General features: G+C 58.9%; 11 protein-coding genes. 4 read left to right on the plus strand and 7 right to left on the minus strand.

All coding sequences use genetic code 11. The annotated features are described in order from the left end of the window. Positions 1–3: 3 nt before the first annotated feature. From DJ563_RS13885 to DJ563_RS13895, 3 genes are all read right to left on the minus strand, one after another. Positions 4–783, minus strand: coding sequence for an ABC transporter permease (locus DJ563_RS13885; RefSeq protein ID WP_033700586.1), 780 nt, complete (start codon positions 781–783; stop codon positions 4–6). Beyond that, the gene (locus tag DJ563_RS13890; RefSeq protein WP_033700587.1) at positions 780–1,712 is read right to left on the minus strand and encodes an ABC transporter ATP-binding protein; all 933 of its coding nucleotides are present in this window, start codon (positions 1,710–1,712) and stop codon (positions 780–782) included. The genes DJ563_RS13885 and DJ563_RS13890 overlap by 4 nt, the downstream gene beginning before the upstream one ends. Positions 1,713–1,844: 132 nt before the next feature. Further along, positions 1,845–2,468, minus strand: a complete 624-nt coding sequence (locus DJ563_RS13895) for a glutathione S-transferase (protein WP_434517893.1) — start codon at positions 2,466–2,468, stop codon at positions 1,845–1,847. Positions 2,469–2,656: 188 nt separating this feature from the next. Between DJ563_RS13895 and DJ563_RS13900 the strand changes: the two genes are divergently transcribed. The 4 genes from DJ563_RS13900 to DJ563_RS13915 all read left to right on the plus strand — a co-directional run bounded on the left by DJ563_RS13900 (position 2,657) and on the right by DJ563_RS13915 (position 7,120). Beyond that, a complete protein-coding gene (locus tag DJ563_RS13900; RefSeq protein ID WP_434517894.1) occupies positions 2,657–5,104 on the plus strand; it encodes an acyl-CoA dehydrogenase in 2,448 nt (815 codons plus the stop codon). 68 nt (positions 5,105–5,172) lie between these two features. After that, positions 5,173–5,583 (plus strand): PA2817 family protein, encoded by a 411-nt coding sequence (locus tag DJ563_RS13905; RefSeq protein WP_274098246.1) that lies wholly within the window; start codon positions 5,173–5,175, stop codon positions 5,581–5,583. A 205-nt stretch (positions 5,584–5,788) separates the two neighbouring features. After that, entirely contained in the window at positions 5,789–6,328 is a 540-nt protein-coding gene (locus tag DJ563_RS13910; RefSeq protein ID WP_274098247.1) for a fimbrial protein, read from the plus strand. A 66-nt stretch (positions 6,329–6,394) separates the two neighbouring features. After that, positions 6,395–7,120 (plus strand): fimbrial biogenesis chaperone, encoded by a 726-nt coding sequence (locus DJ563_RS13915; protein ID WP_434517895.1) that lies wholly within the window; start codon positions 6,395–6,397, stop codon positions 7,118–7,120. A gap of 9 nt (positions 7,121–7,129) precedes the next feature. Here DJ563_RS13915 and DJ563_RS13920 read toward each other — a convergent pair whose 3' ends face one another. From DJ563_RS13920 to DJ563_RS13935, 4 genes are all read right to left on the minus strand, one after another. Beyond that, on the minus strand, positions 7,130–8,581 hold the full coding sequence (locus DJ563_RS13920; RefSeq protein WP_434517896.1) for a hypothetical protein: 1,452 nt from the start codon (positions 8,579–8,581) through the stop codon (positions 7,130–7,132). 66 nt (positions 8,582–8,647) lie between these two features. Then, positions 8,648–10,846, minus strand: coding sequence for an autotransporter outer membrane beta-barrel domain-containing protein (locus DJ563_RS13925; protein WP_434517897.1), 2,199 nt, complete (start codon positions 10,844–10,846; stop codon positions 8,648–8,650). 144 nt (positions 10,847–10,990) lie between these two features. Further along, positions 10,991–13,042 carry a hypothetical protein gene (locus tag DJ563_RS13930; RefSeq protein WP_434517898.1) on the minus strand — a complete coding sequence of 684 codons (2,052 nt, stop codon included), beginning with the start codon at positions 13,040–13,042 and terminating at the stop codon, positions 10,991–10,993. 92 nt (positions 13,043–13,134) lie between these two features. Then, the gene (locus DJ563_RS13935; protein WP_434517899.1) at positions 13,135–19,863 is read right to left on the minus strand and encodes an RHS repeat protein; all 6,729 of its coding nucleotides are present in this window, start codon (positions 19,861–19,863) and stop codon (positions 13,135–13,137) included.

Raw genomic sequence — 19,863 nt, forward strand, 5'->3', positions numbered from 1 at the left:
TGCTCATGCACGCATGCCGCGGCCGCTGACCAGCAGGCGAATGCAGAGGGTGTAGAGCACCGCAGTGGCGACCAGCATGAAGGTGATCGCCGTGCCAATGCTGATATCCGACACCCCTAGGATGCCGTAGCGGAACGAGTTGACCATGTGCAGCACCGGGTTGGCCATTGACACGGCCTGCCAGAACGGCGGCAGCAGGTTGATCGAATAGAACACCCCACCCAGGTAGGTCAGCGGCGTCAGCACGAAGGTGGGGATGATCGAAATGTCATCGAAGTTACGTGCGAACACCGCGTTGACGAAGCCGAGCAACGAGAAAATCGTGGCCGTCAGCAGCACCACGACGACCGTGACGCCCAGGTGATGCACCTGCAGGTGAGTAAAGAACATCGACAGGATCGTGACGATCACCCCCACTGCCAGCCCACGCAATACGCCGCCCAGCACATAGCCAACGAGGATGGTGTGCGGCGATACCGGCGACACCATCAGTTCTTCGATCGAGCGCTGGAACTTGCTGCCGAAGAAACTCGACACCACGTTGCCATAGGAGTTGGTGATCACCGACATCATGATCAGCCCAGGCACGATGTACTCCATGTAGGTGAAACCACCCATGTCGCCGATCTGCCGGCCGATCAGGTTACCGAAGATGACGAAGTACAGGACCATGGTGATCGCTGGCGGCAGCAAGGTCTGTGGCCAGATCCGCAGGAAGCGCCGCACTTCACGGTAGACGATGGTATTCAGGGCGACCCAGTTGGTGCGCAGTTCCACACTCATACGGCCACCTTCGACAGGTTTTTTTCCACCAGGGACACGAACAGCTCCTCGAGTCGGTTGGTCTTGTTGCGCAAGCTCTGCACTTCGATGTTCTGCAGCGCCAGCTGGCCGAACAGCGCCGTGATGCCGATGTCCTTGTCCACCTGCACCTCCAGGGTATGCGGGGTGATCAACCGGCACGGGTAGCCCTGCAGCACAGGGGCGGCGGGCAGGTCCTGCTTGAGGTCGAGGACGAAGGTTTCGACATGCAGCTTGCCCAGTAGCTGGCGCATGCTGGTGTTCTCGACGATGGTGCCGTGGTCGATGATGCCGATGTTGCGGCACAGCTGCTCAGCCTCTTCCAGGTAATGCGTGGTGAGGATGATGGTGATGCCCTTCTGGTTGAGCTCGGTGAGGAAGCTCCACATCGACCGGCGCAGCTCGATGTCCACGCCGGCGGTGGGCTCATCGAGAATCAGCAGGCGCGGCTCATGGATCAGCGCACGGGCGATCATCAGCCGGCGCTTCATGCCACCCGACAGCGAACGTGACTGCACGTCGCGCTTGTCCCACAGGCCCAACTGGGTCAGGTACTGCTCGGCGCGTTCCCTGGCAAGCTTGGGTGGGATGCCGTAATAGCCGGCCTGGGTGACGACGATATCGAAGGTCTTTTCGAACTGGTTGAAGTTGAACTCCTGCGGCACCACGCCCAGGCAGCGCTTGAGCGCCGAAGGCTCGCGGTCCAGGTCGTGGCCGAACACGTTCACCGTGCCGCTGGTCTTGTTCACCAGGGTCGAAAGAATACCGATAGTGGTGGATTTACCGGCGCCGTTGGGGCCGAGCAAGGCGAAAAAGTCACCTTCGGCGACGTCCAGATCGATGCCTTTGAGGGCCTGGAAGCCATTACCGTAGGTTTTGGTCAGCTGTCGAATGGACAGGGCAGAACTCATAGCGGGTCACGTACCGAGTGAAAAGGTCAGGACACGCCAGGGCAAATCACTGGCGCAGTGAGTGCGGCCATGGTGCTAGGGCTGGCCGCACAAGTACAGTCATGTGTATTGATAGTGACTATCGAGGCAGGTTCAAGTCAGCGCAGTCATCACCGCTGCCTGATAGGCGTGGCGCTGTTTGAAGCGCTCGTACCAGGCCTCCAGGTGATACATGGCCGGGCGTTCGATGGGCAGTTCGAACCAGGCATAGATGAAGCTACCCAGTGGGATGTCGCCCATGCCGATCTGGTCACCGGAAAGATAGGGTTGCCTGGCCAGGGTTTCATCGGCAATCGCCAGCAATTGCGCGCACTGCTTGTGTGCGGCGTTGATCGCCACCCAGTCGCGCTGGTCTTCAGGCGTGCGCAACAGGCCCCAGAACAAAGGGCGGAACGGGGTGGCGAAGGACGAGGTGGTCCAGTCCATCCACTTGTCTGCCAGGGCCCGCTGCCGCGGGTCGTCCAGGTACCAGCCCTGCTCTTGGCCGTATTCGGCGCAGAGGTAGCGAACGATGGTATTGGACTCCCACAGGGTCAGGTCGCCATCTTCCAGCATCGGCACCAGGCCATTGGGGTTGCGTGCACGGTAGTGCGGCTCGTTGACCACGCCGAAAGCACCGCCGGCATCAATGGATTCGAAGTCGAGGCCCAGCTCGTGGGCGATCCACAGCGCCTTGCGCACATTGCTCGAGTTCTTGCGGCCCCAGATCTTCAGCATGGCAACGTCCTTATGAGTGCAGAGGGCTGAAGTCTACTCCAGACCTGCGCCGCCTGTACCGGCACTGACAGACAATGCCCTGAAACTCCTGCTGCCACACCCTGTCACTGTTCTGACGATGCCGTTCATAGCGTTGCGTCTAAGCTCTGTGGGTTAGCTCTAGCCCCTGGTTCCAAGGAGGAGTGATTATGTTGCTGTTGTGGTTGGTGGTTCTGGTGATCGGCGCTGCGTACCTCACGCACCGGCGCCTGCCGCCCTTGCAGATACTCGGCATCATCGCCATCTATACGCTGCTGATGGGTATCTTCAGCAAGGCCCCCGGCTGGCTGCTGGCGGTGATCTGGCTGATACTCGCAGCCAAAACCGCGCTACTGGTGCTGCCTGACTGGCGCCGCAAGGTGTTCACGGGCCCAGTGTTCAAATGGTTCCAGCGCACCTTGCCGCCCATGTCGCAAACCGAGCGCGAAGCGATCGACGCGGGCACCGTGTGGTGGGATGGCGAGCTGTTCAGCGGCCGCCCGGACTGGCGCACCCTGCTCGCCTACCCGGCGCCGAAACTCACCGAAGAGGAACAGGCCTTCATCGATGGCCCGACCGAAGCGCTCTGCGCCATGGTCAGTGACTGGCAAATCGGCCAGGACATGGACTTGCCGCCAGAAGCCTGGCAGCACATCAAGACGCATGGCTTCTTCGCCCTGATCATCCCCAAGGAATACGGCGGCAAGGGCTTCTCTGCCCATGCCCATTCCCAGGTGGCCATGAAACTGGCCACGCGCAGCGGCGACCTGGCTTCCACCGTCATGGTCCCAAACTCACTGGGCCCGGCCGAGCTCCTGCTGCATTATGGTACCGACGAACAGCGCAACCACTACCTGCCGCGCCTGGCTCGCGGTGACGATATCCCTTGTTTCGCCCTCACCGGCCCACTGGCCGGTTCCGATGCGGGCGCCATGCCTGACACGGGTGTCATTTGCACAGGCCAATGGCACGGCGAAGAGGTCATCGGCCTGCGCCTGAACTGGGAGAAGCGCTACATCACCCTGGGCCCGGTCGCCACCCTGTTGGGCCTGGCCTTCAAGGCCTATGACCCGGACCATCTGCTTGGCGAAGAAGAAGAACTCGGCATCAGCCTGGCACTGATCCCGACCGATACCCCCGGCGTCGAGATCGGCAAGCGCCACCTGCCACTGGGCGCGGCCTTCATGAACGGCCCGAACAGTGGCAAGGACGTGTTCGTCCCCCTGGACTTCCTCATCGGCGGCAAGGACATGCTCGGCAAGGGCTGGATGATGCTGATGAACTGCCTGTCGGTGGGCCGTTCCATCTCACTGCCAGCCGTAGGCACAGGCGCGGCCAAGTACACCAGCCTGGTGACCGGCCAGTACGCGAACATTCGCGAACAGTTCAACGTGCCACTGGCCGCCTTCGAAGGCATCCAGGAATCGCTGGCCCGCATCGGCGGCAACGCCTGGCTGATGGACAGCGCCCGCTTGCTGACGGCCAAGGCCGTGGACCTGGGTGAGAAACCTTCGGTGCTGTCGGCGATTCTCAAGTATCACCTGACCGAACGTGGCCGCGAGTGTATCCAGCATGCCATGGACGTACATGGCGGCAAGGGAATCATCATGGGGCCCAACAACTACCTGGGGCGCAATTGGCAAGGGGCGCCGATCTTCATCACCGTCGAAGGCGCCAATATCCTCTCGCGCAACCTGATGATCTTTGGCCAGGGCGCCATCCGCTGCCACCCGTTCGTACTCAAGGAGATGGCACTGGTCGCTCGCGAAGACCGTGACCAGGCGCTGATCGAGTTCGATGGACTGCTGATGAAGCACATCATGTTCGCCGCCGGCAATGCGGCCAGCACCTTGGTGTATGGACTGGGGTTGGGCCACCTGGAAAAAGTGCCGGGCGATGCCCTGAGCCAGGGCTACTTCCGCGCCCTCAACCGCCAGGCGGCAGCCTTTGCATTGATGGCCGACTTGTCGATGATGCTGCTGGGCGGGGCACTCAAGCGCCGCGAACGTCTGAGCGCACGCCTGGGTGATGTGCTGAGCTACTTGTACCTGGCCTCTGCCGCGCTCAAGCGCTATCACGACCTGGGTTCCCCGGAGCACATGCGAGCGCTGTTGCGCTGGGCAATGGAGGAGAGTCTCGGCCAGGCGGAAAATGCGCTGGACCGTATACTCGACAACTTCCCCAACCGCTTCATCGGCTGCGCGCTGCGCGTGCTGGTGTTTCCGTTCGGCCGTCGTCATACAGGCCCCAGTGATGAACTGGATGCCGAAGTAGCCGAACTGATCGGACGCAGCAAGGGTGACCCTGCACTGGAAGAGCTGCTGGCCGGTTGCTACAGGCCCCAGGCAGAAGGCGACCCGGTGGCAGGGCTGCAGCGAGCCAGCGATCTACTGGACGACACGGCGCCACTGCGCAAGGCATTGCATCAAGCCATCAAGGAGGGGAACGTCCAACCCCCCCCCGGGAAGTCCGCCATCGACGCAGCCATCGAGGCCGGAGTGCTGCAGCCTGGTGAAGGCCAGCGTCTGCACGAAGCCGAGAAAGCGCGCAGAAAAGTGATCGACGTCGATGCCTTCGACAAGGCGCAGTTGCTGGCTGAACCGGGCAAGGTGCGCTGACCCTTCGCTCGAAAGGGGGCGCGGCGTATACTCCGCCCCCCGTTTCAGCCATACCGAGGACCCATTCCATGGCCAACCCCAACCTGGAATACCACCTGCAACTGCTCCAGCACCTGCGCACCATCCTGGTTGCACTGGGTGACGCAGAGCAGGTGCCGGAAGAAAGCCACGCCCTGTTCCTCGAACGCTTCGACGAACTGCTGACGCTGCTGCCGCAAGACCCGCTGGAGAGCCAATACCTAGGCCAAGACCTGCTCTGCCAGGTGATCCAACGCTACCCGCAAATCGCACACCTGGTGCCGCGCGACCTGTTGTGGTTCTTTGCTGGCGATTGCCTGCACTTCATGCCAGACGAAGAACTGGAGCTGTACCAGCAATTGGAAGAGCATCGGTTTGAAGCCGAACAGAATGGCGAGCCCTTTGATTGGCATCAAGAAAAGCAGTTGTTGAGCAAGCCAGGGCACGGCAGTACTCACTGACCGGCAAGCGCTGTTATCTACTCGCTTCAGCGGCGGGCAAGGCTCGTAAAAAACCGAATGACGTGTCGTAAAAGTTCAGGCGCGCAACGCCAACTTTCCTACAGATCAGGTGTTTGAATCAGCCTACTCTGCAGCCGTGCCATTGAGCGGAGCATCGTTTTTGTTCAGCTTGAGGCCTTACTAAACACGTCATTTGGACATCATTGTGAAAAAACACTTTGTGGCATTAGCCATCAGCTTATCCAGCACCGCGGCCATGGCCAATACAGGCATTATCAATTTCCAGGGCACCGTCACCACTGGCGGCACTTGCCCTATCGAAGTGGTACACCCAGGCGGCCCAAGCCAGCCTATCCATCTGGGCCACTTCCGCACGCGGGACTTCACTGCTGCGGATCAAAACACCGCAATGGTACCGTTCTCCCTGCGCATCACGCCTGACGCCTCCTGCGACATCGACCCCACCAAGAAGGCCTTCGTGACGTTCTCTCCGCGCTTCGGTGCCGACCCGACTGGCAGGCTGTACGGACTGCAAAGTGGTGTTGGCTACACCAGCAACCTAGCCTTGGAGATCCTCGACCGGAGCAGCACCCCGCTGCCACCGGATACCGAATCCAATGCCCATGACCTGGACGAAAACCTTCCAACCGATATGCGCTTTACCGCCCGACTGAAAACTACAGCGGCTAACGTGCCTGAAGGGAACATCGACACCAGCGTCGATTTCCTGGTCGACATCCGCTAAATGATCAATCCAGGCGCTTACAGGCGCCTGGACCGCTATCAAGCCACATCTGTCCAGGTTTTCCGCATGTCCATGCCTCCTCTTTTCTCCGCACTTCGTGCCACAGTGGCCGCCACATGCCTGACCTTGCTGGCCCCCATTGCCCATGCAGCACTGACCATCGACAGCACACGCATCGTGTTGCCCAGCAACAAGCGCAGCGCTTCGCTGGTAGTCGCCAACCCCAGCAAAGCTGCCTATGCAGCTCAAGTCTGGGTCAACACGGCAAGTGATGACACCACCACGAGTGTCCCGCTGCTCGCCTCACCGACACTGTTCCGCCTGGACTCTGGCCGTGAGCAGTTGGTACAGATCAATGTTCTTCCGAACGACCTGCCAACCGATCGCGAGTCGCTGTTCTACTTCAATGTTCAGGAGTTACCGCAGGTCGACCCTGATGCCCGCAACGTGCTGAACATTGCCCTGCGCACACGCATCAAGCTGTTCTACCGCCCAAGCCAGCTCAAGGAAAAACCTGAAACCCGGCTCAACGAACTGCAGTGGTCCGCTCAACAGCTCGATGGTGCTTGGCAATTGGTCGTGGACAACCCGACCCCCTTCCATTTCACATTCGGCCGCCTCGAGGTCAACGGCGAACAGCTCGACGCCAAGGCAATGGCCATCCCCATGGGGCGACAGCACTTTCCATTACCGGCGCAAACAGGTAATCAGGACATAACGCTCACGTTCACCATCATCAACGATTACGGTGGTTTGAGCGCCCCCACGAGCCAAACCGTGACGCGTCATTAGGCCACTCGCTCAACTGAACAGGCTTAGATTGATCGACCTGGTCATCCGCCAACTTTCCCCGCCATCGAAGCTCAATTTCGACGTAATCGTGAACGAACTGGGAACCACGAGCCTCTGCAAGAATGCCTTACCAAGGCGTGTCTTGATGCCTTCGGTCAAATCAGACGCCTTGACCTCATACCTATCCAGCAGCGTTTCCTTGACCTCGCCGCTTCCCGACAAGACTCCTGATACTTCGATTGTCACTTTTTGCTCAGGGAACATCAGGTACCAGGGGTCCATCAACACATCGGTCCAGGTGCCAACCCTGCTGAGGTAAACTTGCGTCCCCGACACGCCGGCGCCTTGCACATACGGGCTTCGATAAGCACTGATAGGTGGCGCTTGCACGTTCACCTTACGCAAAGCCGAAGGCAATTCGCCCTCCTTTGCTACAACCCGATAGCGCACCTCGACAATCTTGCCGGCATGGGCCACCACCTTGGCCAAGGGGATCTCGTATCGCCTGCTCTGCCCTTGGTATTCGAGCTGCGCGTGATGGTAACCAAAAGTTCCGGGCTCGCCCCAATGAACGCTGGTGCTTTCATCCGGGTAGATGACTGCGGCATCCGGCACTTGAACCAGCAACGGCGCGCCAATCCCGTCCAGCGCCAGCCTGACGGTTTCTGCTGTTCCCGTGGCCTTGGGCACCAGTGGCCAAGTGAAACTGCGCGGCACAGGCTTGGCTTTTACCTCAAGCTCCACCGGCTTCGAAATGCCACTGCTATTGCCCGCATAATCGACAATTTCATAGCAGGCATATCGTTTGCCGTCTTCGCGGTCAACGATCATGTCTCCATCGTAGGCCAGGACTATTGGCGCCACTTGATCAGCCGGTTCCAGAACACGCTCACCGGCCCTCTCATTGACGAAGGGTTCCCGGTTCCAGTACCAGATGAGCGTGTCCCTGGCGCCAGCGTAGTCATAGCTGGGGACCTCAGCCTTTACCTGATTATCGTTGAGTTCAAGGTAGCGTGCCGTCACACCTTCCCGTTCCACCTGCTCGTCGAAAATCAAGCGCCCTTGATCGACGCCCAGCAAAGGTGCCTGGATGTCGACTTCGACCTCGAGTTCTAATGAGTCGACCAACTCCGAGTTATAGAGTTGGACCCTGTACGTGAGTGTATGCATTCCATGATGCATCAGCCGCTCCTTGGGCACAGTGCCAAACAGCTCTGGCTCGGGAATGGGGGCATTCCAGGTTTTGTGGTCGACTTCATCACCGTCCCAATACAACCACAGGTGTTCCGGCCTTTCAGGGGCGGGTTGGGAGAGTGGCCACTGCACAACCTTGACCGTCAAATCATCCTGCAAGGCAGACACAGGCAGCAGCCTGGGCACTCCACCTGCTGGGTCTTCAAGCAATTCTTCAACAATTGGGGCAGCCAGAGGCGCCCTGACCCTCGAGTTACCGCCCATCATGACGTGTTACTCCTGCGTGAGCCTGAAAACGAAAAAAGGGAAGGCATTCGCCTTCCCTTGTAATGATCACCAGTTGTACCGCAACCCTACATTCATCCCCCATGGCTGCTCGATCTTTCTGCCATTGCTGTACTCGAAATCAGCATGCATCTGCAGCCCGTCGATCAGTGATACCGCGACCCCCGCGCCCAGTTCTCCTCGCGAGCCTGACAGGTCGCTGTCAAATCGATTGCCGTTGACCTTGACGTCGTTGTCGTTGCCAAACTCATGGACATACGCCAGGCGAAGATAAGGCTGGAGCACTCGCCCCGCCCCGAGGTCAATGTTGCGGCCAACGGTGGCGCCGGCCTTGCCCAACAAGGAATGGCTGTCACCTGTCGAGGCCTGCAGGCCGTTATCCAAGCGATAGTCCTTGCCCTGGAACTGCACCAGCGACCACTGAGTAAAGGGTTCGATGAATACGCCCCCATCCAGCTCGACATGGCGCCCGAACTCGGCCGATACCCCTACGCCGTTCTGCTTGTAATCCCCTTTGGTGCTCGTGCCATCACTCAGGCCGACCTTGGACGCGTTATCGAAGCGGTTGAATTTGGCCACACCGTCAAAGTAGTAGCCACTGCGCGCATCCAGCCACGTGGCGTACAAACCGGCGTAGTAGCTGTCGACCTCACCCGAAGCGCCACCCTCAAGGCTGAGGTCGGAACGGCTGCTGCCTGCCATCACCCCCAGCAACCATTGACCGTCGCCGACGGGCAAGGGTGCGTCCGCCCCCAGCGAAAACCCATGTTGGACTTGCTGGTAGCCCAAGCCACTGGCCTGTGCGACGTTGTATTTGTTGCCATAGGCCCTGATCCAGCCGCCGGACTTGCGCTCATCCAGGCGCAGTTCACCCATGCGGCTGCGCAACGAACTCAACTCCCCGTACCACACGGTCGGGGCCGCGCTGTACAGGGCAAGCACCGACGCTGTGCCCGGGCTGATCACTTTGCTGGCGCCGTCCAGGAACCAGTCATTGCCCCGCTGTACCAAGTCGTATGAAAAGGCACCGAGGTCGACCGGCCCATCGCGCAACGAAAATTGCGCATCGCCTGCCGCCGCGTGCACCAGTTGCAAACTGTTCGCAGCATCTGGCTCCGCGCCGCTGCTGCCAACGGCAAGCACGTGCTGACCTTCGGCGCGCCCGGTAATCTCGAGAAAATCGGTTTGGCCAGTCGAGAAGTCTGCATCCATGACGAACGTTCCGCTGCCGGACAGCTCGCCCAGGGTCAGGCGCTGATAGTGGTCCTTCTCGCCGAAACGCACCGAACCGCCCGCCATTGCCAGTTTGGCGACGCTGGAGTCTTCGACCATGTTCCAGCGAGCATCACTGTCCAGGCCCAGGCTGCTGACATTCTCCAGGCGACCGGTGAGGCTAGCGCCGTTTTGCAAACGCACATCGGCCACGCTTCCCGCCTCCACGCGAACATCACCGTGCAACTCGCTGCTATCGACCAACAGGTTGGCGCTCGAACTACCGACTACTTCGAGCATCGCGCCATTGCCGCCGCTGAGGGACGACTTGCCGCTAACCACGATATTGGCGCTCGACGGCCCAAGGTAAGGATCGCCGACAATGATGGCCGCCCCCTCGCTTGCTTGCACTTGTGTATCGGTAAGAAGCACGTTGGCAGCCCCGGCGAGGGTCGGGTCGCCATACGCCGCGATGCCGTTAGCCGTTCCGGAAAGCTCGCTGCCACGCACATCCAGGGTGGCATCGCCAAACAACTGCGCTGCCACTCCTCGCGCACCACTGCCGATCAGTTCGCTGTCGTGCAAGTCCAGTCGGGAACCCGCAGCAACCCCAGCACCGGCGATCGCGCCCTCAACCCGGCTACCGGTGACCACAGCGCTCGCACCTTCAGTGCCAGTGCGCAGCAGTCGGATACCAAACCGGTCACTCACCACTGACGACTGGTTGCCCAGCGTTACCTTGCCTCCCGCCGAAGCTCGAATGCCATCCGCCCCCGTGGCCACGACCGCAGTCTTGTCCAGGTTAACGCTGGCCTCAGGGCTCAGATCGATTTGCTGGGTCGAAGCTCCGACGGCATTGAGGACGGAGCCGCTGGTCACGCGGTAGTTGTCGACAGCAACTTGGTCATCAATATTCAGCTCGCCGCGTACGGTGGTCAATGCTTGAGCGGGCTGGCCGAACAAAGCTATGGATACCAACAGGCCTGAGGAAACAGCCTGTGCCAATGGGTGACGTGATCCGGTAAAAAATTTCATATAAGCCCCTCTGCAAGCCTTCAACAATCAGTAAGTTTTCCTACTGATTTCTAGATAAAAACTTACAGCCAGCTCCATCTGAAATATGTAGGAAAATCCTTACGACATCAGCGAATTTTCCTACATATGTTGGCCAGTGTATTTTTACCTGGATGTTATGGGGCTAGATTTTCCCGGCACGGAAATGCCAGAAGAAGACGACCTGAAACTGATATCGCAAGGGGTACCTGCATGCATGGAAACAGTCGCCTGCGCAGGCAAAGAAGTGACCGCTTGCCCCTCCTGCATAAAGCTGTACGTCACGGTGGCGAACCCGTCAGTGGAGAGATGATAAATGGGCGCTATATAGCGATCGTAGGGTGTGACATACCAGATGAAGCCGTCATTGATCATTTCATCAGTCAGGGAAATTGTAGGTTCGTATTTGACCCCGTCTATGGGATCACCGCTCCCGTCAATCGCCTCCTTGACAGTCCAGCTCATCGTGATACTTTCGCCCGGGCTTAAACCGCGCCCTTGCAGGCTCGGCACTTTGACCCGGACAGCAGGCTCCCGTGGATCCGGATTCAACCGATCCTCGAATAACGAAACACACGACAACCAGCCTATCCGATTAAGCCCCAGAAACTCCGGTGCCTCAGGGGTAATATCGATTGCACTCACCGCGACATCCTGGCGGCCTGACTTGATGGGGTTAAGTACACTGGGACGCGTCACGACGTAGTGCACATGCTTTATACCGTTACCTGCCGTCTTGATACCTGACCACGGTACGACACGGGTAATAAGAGTACCAACGTCATCTCCAGCTTGAACGGTGTACTCGGCACCACTGATGGGGACGCTGTCCCAATAAAATACAAGCTTGTCGTTGACCGCAACAGTTTCGAACAGCCTCACCCTGAGTTCTGCATCTTGATTTGTGTCGCGCAGATCCAAAGTGTTTTCCGTAGCCGACCCCGCGCCATAAACACTGGCGAGCGGCAGCGCTTTGTTGATCGGGTCTGGCCACTCAGGGTCCGGATCGATCGGTCCGAATGTTTCCAGGTTGACATAGACATTGATACCCGGCTCACCGAGTAATTCATCGCCGCGCATCAATTCATATTTGACACGGGTCTCAACGTCACCTGGACCTGGTCCGTATTCATTTCGAATGACGCCGGCAGCTATTGGAAAGATGCGTTCATCCGGCATAGACCCCAGTTGCTCCCATGCCGTTGCATGGTCCCCCCATAGCACCCTGATCCTGTCGGTAGGTTTTATGTGCTCAGGCAGCCTGACATGGACCTTGACACCAAAGCTTACATCCTCTTGATCAACCAGGTATCCGTCAGTTGGCGTCGCGACGTTCACCGTTGGATCATGCAAAACCGTCGGCAATTGGCCGAGCGCAACACTTACCCGTCGAACCTCGGAAAACTTGCTATGGTGCCCTGCTTTGTCATACAGCTCGTACCATACATAGCAACCGCCATCGCCCATGCGTCGCACGTCATCTCCCGAAATGCGCAGCACCTCGCCTTTACCCTTGACAACCTGGTCATCTATAAACGGGTAAGTACCATCTTCCTCAGGCGCCTGATTACTCCAGTACCAGCGCACCCGGTCCTGTTCTTCAAAGTCTAGGTAGTCGGGTAACGGAATGAGCAGTTCATCGCCAAGGTCGACAAGGCGTTCATCGGTGACTGCTTCAATTTCAGCAAAGGCAGTGGGCCGAATGGAGCGATACGGTGGGAATAGGTCGAAACGCAACACCAGGGGGTCAGAAAAATTCTCCTCGGTGTTATATAATGTCACCCTGTATTTGAAAGTATGAAAGCCTTCACCCAAGCCCAGGAAAAAGTGACGATCCAATTCATAGCTATAGGGAAATTTTAACGGATCTAAGGGCCCGTCGAAAATAATTTTATCAATGACTTCAAAATCATCGGGGGCAGGCGACGCCGACGCCGCATGAAAAATTTCCAACTCATCAGAAGCGCCACGAGGCGCCGATCTCGACCAAAGCGGAATAATTAACAGCAATTGCTTTGAAGGATCCGAGTACAATTCAGCGCGAAGCGTCCAATCGTCGGGATCGGCAACAATATCCACATTAACTTCAGGCCGGGTTAGCGACGCCGGTTCCGATTGACGCTGGCGAAGTTGCACATAATCCCAGCGTGCTTTTTCAGAGTAGGAAATAATCTTCATGGCTTCACCTAAATGAGAGTTTGACTTCCACGATCACGTGCAGGCCAGCCGCCCCTCGAAGAGGCGGCTGCACGTTGATAGATAACAGTGCTCTAAACGGTCGACTGGTCCGCTAACCGATCAAGTGGATCATAACCGTAACTACCGACTTCTCCGCCCCCGGGCAGTTCAACACTCACCAGACGCCCCAAAGGGTCGTAGCCAAGGGTACGGCCCGCTTCATCTCGAACAAGATTGCCATCGGGGTCATACTCAAGAACAACATCCTGATACGTCAGCGCTTCGACTACGCCCTCTGAAAACTCCCAGCGACCGGCGGCATTGACACGCTTTTCGCCGCGTAACTTTGTCACCACAAGGCCCGTCAATTGCGCCGGGTCTTCCAGGTTGTCAAATGCGTAAACAGCATCGATACGCCCATCGGCATGCCAGGTGCGCACTTCCTCGATATTATCGAGGTCATCCAGGTAGAATTCCTGAGATTCAATGACCACACCGTAAGGATCAACGGGGGATAATGGTCCTTCACTGGTGTAATACTCGAGCCTGGCCCGGGCGTCGTATTCGAAGTGTTCCTCCCGTAATAACGCGTTATCGTCTGGCTTTTCTCCGATGTCCGTCAGCGCCTTGCGCACGATCGCATCAACGACGCTATATTCCTGCTCCAGCTCTTGTACGGCATCGATAAAAATAAAGCGCCGCAGATGCTCCCGCTCGAAATCATCATATTCCAACTCGGTCGTCAGGCGCTGGCCTGCACCCTCGTCGCCCTCCACCGTGGTGAAACGCCGAGTGCGCCCGAGTTCGTCATATTCAAATACGCAAGACGTCGTCCCCAGAGAAGTCGACTCGAGTCGCCCTTTGTCATCGTAGTCATAGGCCTGCAACTGCCCCAGTACATCGGTATAGGCCAGTAGACGACCGCGCAGGCTGTGCACGTAAAACATCTCGAAAGGTGCTTCCTGCCCCAGCGTGCGCGTTTCCGATTTGAGCTCGCCGTTGGAGAAATACTCACGCGCCAGCCCTTGGAACTGGGCCGGATTCAGCGCTCGCCCCTCCACCTCAGGCTGTTCACTGCAGGATTTCAACCTGGCGTTCTGCACGTCATATTCATACCGCGCATTGACGTTCGCATCGACAAGGCGCCGCCCCAAAGGTTCTTCACCCAATGGCGGCGCATACTCATACTCGATCATGTGCTTTTTCGGCGTCGTCACGAACCTGGGCTGACGCTGACCATGCTCGTATTGCATTGCCCGTGGACGCCCTCCGGTGATCGAGACGATCATCCGATCGAGGCCGTCGAACAGCTGATGGCCCAGCACACTTTCGGTTGTGCCATTCTGATGGATAACCTTGATAAGGGTCGGTAAATCCTCACCGCTGTGTGCTGCGTAATCGCGATGCACCACTGCATCATTTGCGAGGGTGTGGTCTACCAACCGGTCAAAAGCATCACGGGCGAACTTCTCCTGCTCTCCACGGGCATCGATTTCACGCGCCAGGCGACCCAGGCCGTCATGGAAGGATTGATGAACGCTGTACGCTTTCCCGTCGGTGTAGAAACGCTCCACCCGTGTAGGCTCGCCGAACCGGTTCAACCAGGTTACCGTTTCGCCGGTGAGCGTCTCGCCGTCAGCCGACTCGCGATACTGCGTCACCACCGGCCCATTGCGCCACTGGGTACTGCCCTGCTGATCGATTCGCTCGTGGACGCGCACCCCGTCCGGGCCGATGACGCAGCACGGCTGCCCCCACCCGTCGTATTCATACCGGGTCATCAACTTCAAGTTCTTGCGCTCCAACCAGTCGTACTCGACCTCCTCGACCTTGTTGCCCAAGGCATCGAACGCCACCGTATAACTGATGCGCGGGGCCTTGCGAGCAAGCGGAGTCAGGCCGAAGTCAGTATCCTGACGTTCCTCCCGGACTTCGCGGCCAAGGCCATCGACGTAGCTCCAGGTGACGACCCCTTTGACATCCTCTTGGGTCTGCACCGCCTGTTGGCCTGGAGCAGCCGCCAGCGCGTAGGTGTAATGACGACTCGCTTTGTACTTGGAATCGTTGGGTGACACGGTCTCACGTAACACTCTGCCCACCCGATCGTAGAAGTAGCTGATTTCCACGTCGTTATCGTCACGATTGAGCATCGGCTCGCCAATGAGCACCGATTGCAGCAGTGTCAGTTCCTTGCGCGTATCACGCACACCCTGCTCATCCCCATGATCCTGACCATGATCGAACCCTTCGAGGGTCTCGGTGGTCCTGACAACCGGGTGGCCGACCCCATCGTCTTCATCGTAGTGGAAGGTGTCTTCGGCATAGACATAGCCCACCTTGGTCACCGCCTCGCCATGGCGGCGCTCTTCATTCTGTCGGCGTCCGTAACTCAAGCGGTCAGCCGCATCCTGGTAGTAACCGATGGTGGTTTCGCGCAGCGTCGTGCCATCGGCATCGCGCACCAGCGTTTCACGCTCAGGCAACCATTCACCGCCGGCAAGGCTGTCCAGAGGCGCCAGCACGTAGTACGCATAATCGGTCCGCAATACATCGGCGCCTGCTTCGCCGTCAGTAGCGGGATACACCCAGCTTTCTTGCGGATGTTGAACGAACCCTTCAGCATCGGCGGGGTAGTATTCATGCACCGTACGAATGCCGTTGGCTTGGATCTCTTCGGTCAGGTTGCCGAACGTGTCGTAGTCGGTGGTGACGTTTTCTTCCCGGTATTCCCGCGGATCATTCGCCAGGCTCCAGTGTTTTTTCATGACGTGGGGTAGCTGGAACTTTTCCGGCTGGTTTTCGAAACGCTGGCCGGCCACTTCGTGGTAGGTGGTGCTGACCGTTTCGACGCAGCCGTCCTGGCGCGTGACCTGTTCGTTCAACAGATGGAAACGGTTGAACGTTCGGGTGATGGTGCGTGCGTCGACTTCGGTCGGGTTGCCGTCTTCATCCGGTTCGCCGGGCACTCTGTAGCGGGCGGTGGAGGTGTATTCGTAGCGGTTGCCGACGAGCTTGTACAGGTTGTCCAGGCCATCGTCGCTCCAGACGATGCCGGTACCACCGTAGCCGAGGAAGTTCTCCGGACTGTAGTCGTACTCGGTGACCATGTCTGGCTGGCCGGCACCGGGTTGCACCACATGCCGTTCGACGTTGGGCAGCCAGCGCGCCAGGCCATCGGCAGCCGGCGGGAAGCGATGCCCCTGGGTACGGTAGTAGACCCGCTCGGTTCCACCAAGGGGGTTGTCCACCTTGCTGACGCAGCGCAGGTTGTCGAAGCGCTGATACTCGAAGTGCCAACTGGCCTGCTCGTCGGTCGGCAGCACCACATCGGTCAACTCGTCGGCACCGTTGCGCGACAGGGTGTAGCGGGCCCAGGGCTCGACCTCGGGGTCGTCGCTGGGGTGCAGGTCGAGCAGTACCTCGTGGTTGCTGCTGTAGTCGATGGCCAGCAGGTCGCGGCCACTGTCGTCGCTCACCCGAACCAGCCGCGGCCCGTCGACATCGCGCTCGTACTCCAGGCTCAGGCCGTGGCCTGAGGGCGCCAGCACGCGCACCGGCAAGGCAATGTCCTTGTCGTTGTCCTGCGGCTCCAGCACCTCGACCAGCCCTGACTTGTGCACCAGGCGATAACGCACCAGCTGTTGGTCCGGCTTGCTTTCGTTGTGGAAGTGGAAGCTCTCCAGTTTGCGCTCGGCGATCAACGGCTCCACACCCGGGCCGTTGTCACTGACCTTGAAGCGCTCCCCGGAGCCCAGGCTGAGCATGCTGGCGCGAATCTCGAACTGGCTGAGGTTCAATGCCCAGCCAATGCCAAAGCCTGAGTCCTGGTCGTTCATCGGGCTGAAGTTCAAGCGCAGGGGCAGGCGTGGGCCGCAGAGGTTGTTGCCGATCAGTTCGGGCAGTTGAATACCCAGGCTGTACTGGCCCGTGCGTGGGTCGACGCCATTCTCGATGAAGCTCATGAAGTTGAAGGCGTTGGAATGCACCGCCGAGTCAATGGCCGCTGTGTTCCCGCTCCCGATCCTGAGTTCGAGCTGGTTGCGGCTGTCTGGTTGACCCTCAGGAAGGAAGTTGACATTCAACTGGTGCCGATTGCCCTGATGGTCGATCAACGTGAAACGCATGACCCCTTCGAGGGACGAGCGATAGTCCCCACCGGGCGCCATGCCGTCGTACCAGTACGGCATGTCCCAGACCCTGTCCAGCGTCAACAGCAGGGTGCCTTGAGCAATGTCCTCGCCTGGCTTGAGGTTGTAATCCAGCTTGCCGTGGTAGTTCACGGCGCGCTCTAGCGTCAGCAGTTCCAAGGCCGACTCGTACGAAACGCCCAACGGCACACCAGGTGAACCGGGTGGCAATACCGGCCTGAAGGCATACCCCACGTAACTGCAGAACGTTTCGGCGAGCTGCTCGCTCTCCCAACGAATGATCGACGCATGGTCAAAACTGACCTGGTAAAACCTGAGATTGCCATATTCTTGGGTGGCACCGGAGAGTTCCCAATAGTCAGTGGTGTACTTGTAAAAGTTGAAGGTGTCCTGCCCGACGATCTTGCCTCCCTCTGAAGCAACTCGTCTGGGTTTGAATTCATAGTTGTTCGATGCCCACACAGGCGTTGGGCGGCCGCTCAACTCGACTTCACCTGCTTCACTGCTGATGGTTCTGGAATTATGCGTACGGTTGTCATACCCCTTGAACTCGGCATGAAACTTCCTGACTTCCGCTTCGGTACTTTGCACATAGACGCGCAAAAAGACCTTGCCTTCATCCGCCGTGGGCCTGGAGGCCAGCGGCCGTGGCCCTTGGAAGTAATCATAACGGTTGCGTGACTTGCTCCACCCCCACCGCCCCCCTTGCGCGGGGTCCAAGCCCTCGACGCCCTCCAGCACATACTCGACAGGGTTGCCGTTCTGCGCGAGCACCCTCAATGTGGACAGCTCAAGGTCGCTGACCGGATCCTTGACCAAGTCACCATCGCTGTTGCGGAAGTCCTCAGTCTGGATGACGATATCCAGGGCGATCTGCTGCAACCCGTTGGCATAGGCGACGGTGCCGTTCACCGGCACGGGCGTCACCGTAAAGTTCAAAACTCTCTTGTAGCGTTCACTGATCATCGAAACCTGCGCGTCTTCGCGCATCAGCTCGATGATGGCATACCCCGCATCACGGTCACGGATATTGGCCATGACCACGGCGACCGAGGTTGAAGGCGATTCCGGCGGCGTGTATACGCCTGACTCAAGGTCGATGTGCCCCTCGCCGAACACGAACCAGGCATCGGCCTCGTCGTTTTGCACCTCGAAGGGCACCGAGCTGCCATGGGGCACTTTAGGCACGTGGAATGGCAAGACGCTCAGCACAGCCGGGCGGGCGAGAATCACCACCGTGACCTCGGCTGTATCGCCCCTAATCCCATCAGTGAGACGGATGCGCTCCAACAGGACGGCAGGAACCCGCTCAGGCTCACGGGGCACATAGCTTAGCGAGCCATCGCTCTGGAGGGTCAATTCACCGTATAGCGTCGGTTCCCAGGTCAGGCCAGCACGACCCGCAACATTGAACTCAATCGCTCTTTCCCCACTACGCCATACCGCAACCCGTGGCGTAACCACCAAAGAATCGATAGATTCGACCACCAGCGCGGCATTGACGCTTCCGGGTTCTTCTTCGCCCAGCTGCGCACTGACCAGGATGACCTGACTTTCCCGTGCGAAGTGCGCAATATCCGACGCCTGGTATTGCCCCTGCGCGTTGATTTGCCCGGTCGACCGAGGGTGGTTGATATTCCTAGCTGTCCATTGCGCCACAGCCTGGCCTTGCACCTTGAAATCCGTGGTCTGTTCGCGGCCAAGGCGCGCTTGCATCGGCTCGACCTGACGCGTTGCGGAACTGGCCTCAATGCTCCCGAACACTACCCGGTCATGTGGGGTGTGCTCCTCCTTCATGGCAAACCGCCACGCCTTCGGCAAGCTCAAGTGCCGCAGCAAACGCTCGGCAAGCTCCCCAAGCAAAGGAACGCGCAACTGCTCGGCCAGCAGCGTCACGCCTTGACTGCCATCGGGCAGCAGATAAGGAAACACGCCTGGCCCCGGCCATGTCCCGCCAAAGCGGCGGCCACGCAGGTCCAGTTGCACAATCGCGGCCCCATCACCTTCACGCCCCGTGCCCTCTGGTGCAGCCTGGGTGCGCACATTGAGGCCACGCACGGCGAGCGCATCCTGCCCGGTAAGCTCACAGGTCAAGAGCACGAACTGATGGTTGAACACCTCATGCTTCGCCATTTCAGCCTGTATGAAGCGCCCCATGGCCCGCCGAGCCGTCTCGCTTTCACCCAGGTTGGTGACAAACTCTTCGGCTTGACTCAGGTCGAGCACCAGCCGGGCCTGATTGGCTGCAGGATCATCGACGGTCAGCAAGGCAACTGACATCTGCACGTGGTAACCCATTTCTTCACGAAGGCCATGGCTGCTCTTGAGCCTGGGTGGCTGGGCAACAACCCGTGAATACGACGCGTATTCGCCAGAGATAAACGGCATGATCACCGTCAAGCGATTTCCTGCCCCCGAGACCCCAGCAAAGGAAAGCTGTGGTGGCCCCAGCACCAGCCCTTCGAACACTGCCTGGTCATTACGCTGACCGTCGGTAAAGTAGCTGCCAGTGATGTGCTCAAGAAAATTCGACTGGCTGAGGCCTTCGAGATAACGCAGCTCGAGCAATTGTTCGAGCGGCTCACGGCCCAGTGCCACGATCGCGCCCCAGCCATGCATGACATCACCCTCTTCCAGACGAGCCAGCAGGGCTTCCTTGGAATTGTTGATCAT

The organism is Pseudomonas sp. NFX1, assembly GCF_051123555.1.
In the GTDB taxonomy this organism is placed as follows: domain Bacteria; phylum Pseudomonadota; class Gammaproteobacteria; order Pseudomonadales; family Pseudomonadaceae; genus Aquipseudomonas; species Aquipseudomonas capeferrum.

Bases quoted from the DNA above. Each gene is read 5' to 3' on its own strand.
- DJ563_RS13885 (WP_033700586.1), bottom strand. From the start codon at position 783: ATGAGTGTGGAACTGCGCACCAACTGGGTCGCCCTGAATACCATCGTC.
- DJ563_RS13890 (WP_033700587.1), bottom strand. From the start codon at position 1,712: ATGAGTTCTGCCCTGTCCATTCGACAGCTGACCAAAACCTACGGTAAT.
- DJ563_RS13895 (WP_434517893.1), bottom strand. From the start codon at position 2,468: ATGCTGAAGATCTGGGGCCGCAAGAACTCGAGCAATGTGCGCAAGGCG.
- DJ563_RS13900 (WP_434517894.1), top strand. From the start codon at position 2,657: ATGTTGCTGTTGTGGTTGGTGGTTCTGGTGATCGGCGCTGCGTACCTC.
- DJ563_RS13905 (WP_274098246.1), top strand. From the start codon at position 5,173: ATGGCCAACCCCAACCTGGAATACCACCTGCAACTGCTCCAGCACCTG.
- DJ563_RS13915 (WP_434517895.1), top strand. From the start codon at position 6,395: ATGTCCATGCCTCCTCTTTTCTCCGCACTTCGTGCCACAGTGGCCGCC.
- DJ563_RS13920 (WP_434517896.1), bottom strand. From the start codon at position 8,581: ATGATGGGCGGTAACTCGAGGGTCAGGGCGCCTCTGGCTGCCCCAATT.
- DJ563_RS13925 (WP_434517897.1), bottom strand. From the start codon at position 10,846: ATGAAATTTTTTACCGGATCACGTCACCCATTGGCACAGGCTGTTTCC.
- DJ563_RS13930 (WP_434517898.1), bottom strand. From the start codon at position 13,042: ATGAAGATTATTTCCTACTCTGAAAAAGCACGCTGGGATTATGTGCAA.
- DJ563_RS13935 (WP_434517899.1), bottom strand. From the start codon at position 19,863: ATGATCAACAATTCCAAGGAAGCCCTGCTGGCTCGTCTGGAAGAGGGT.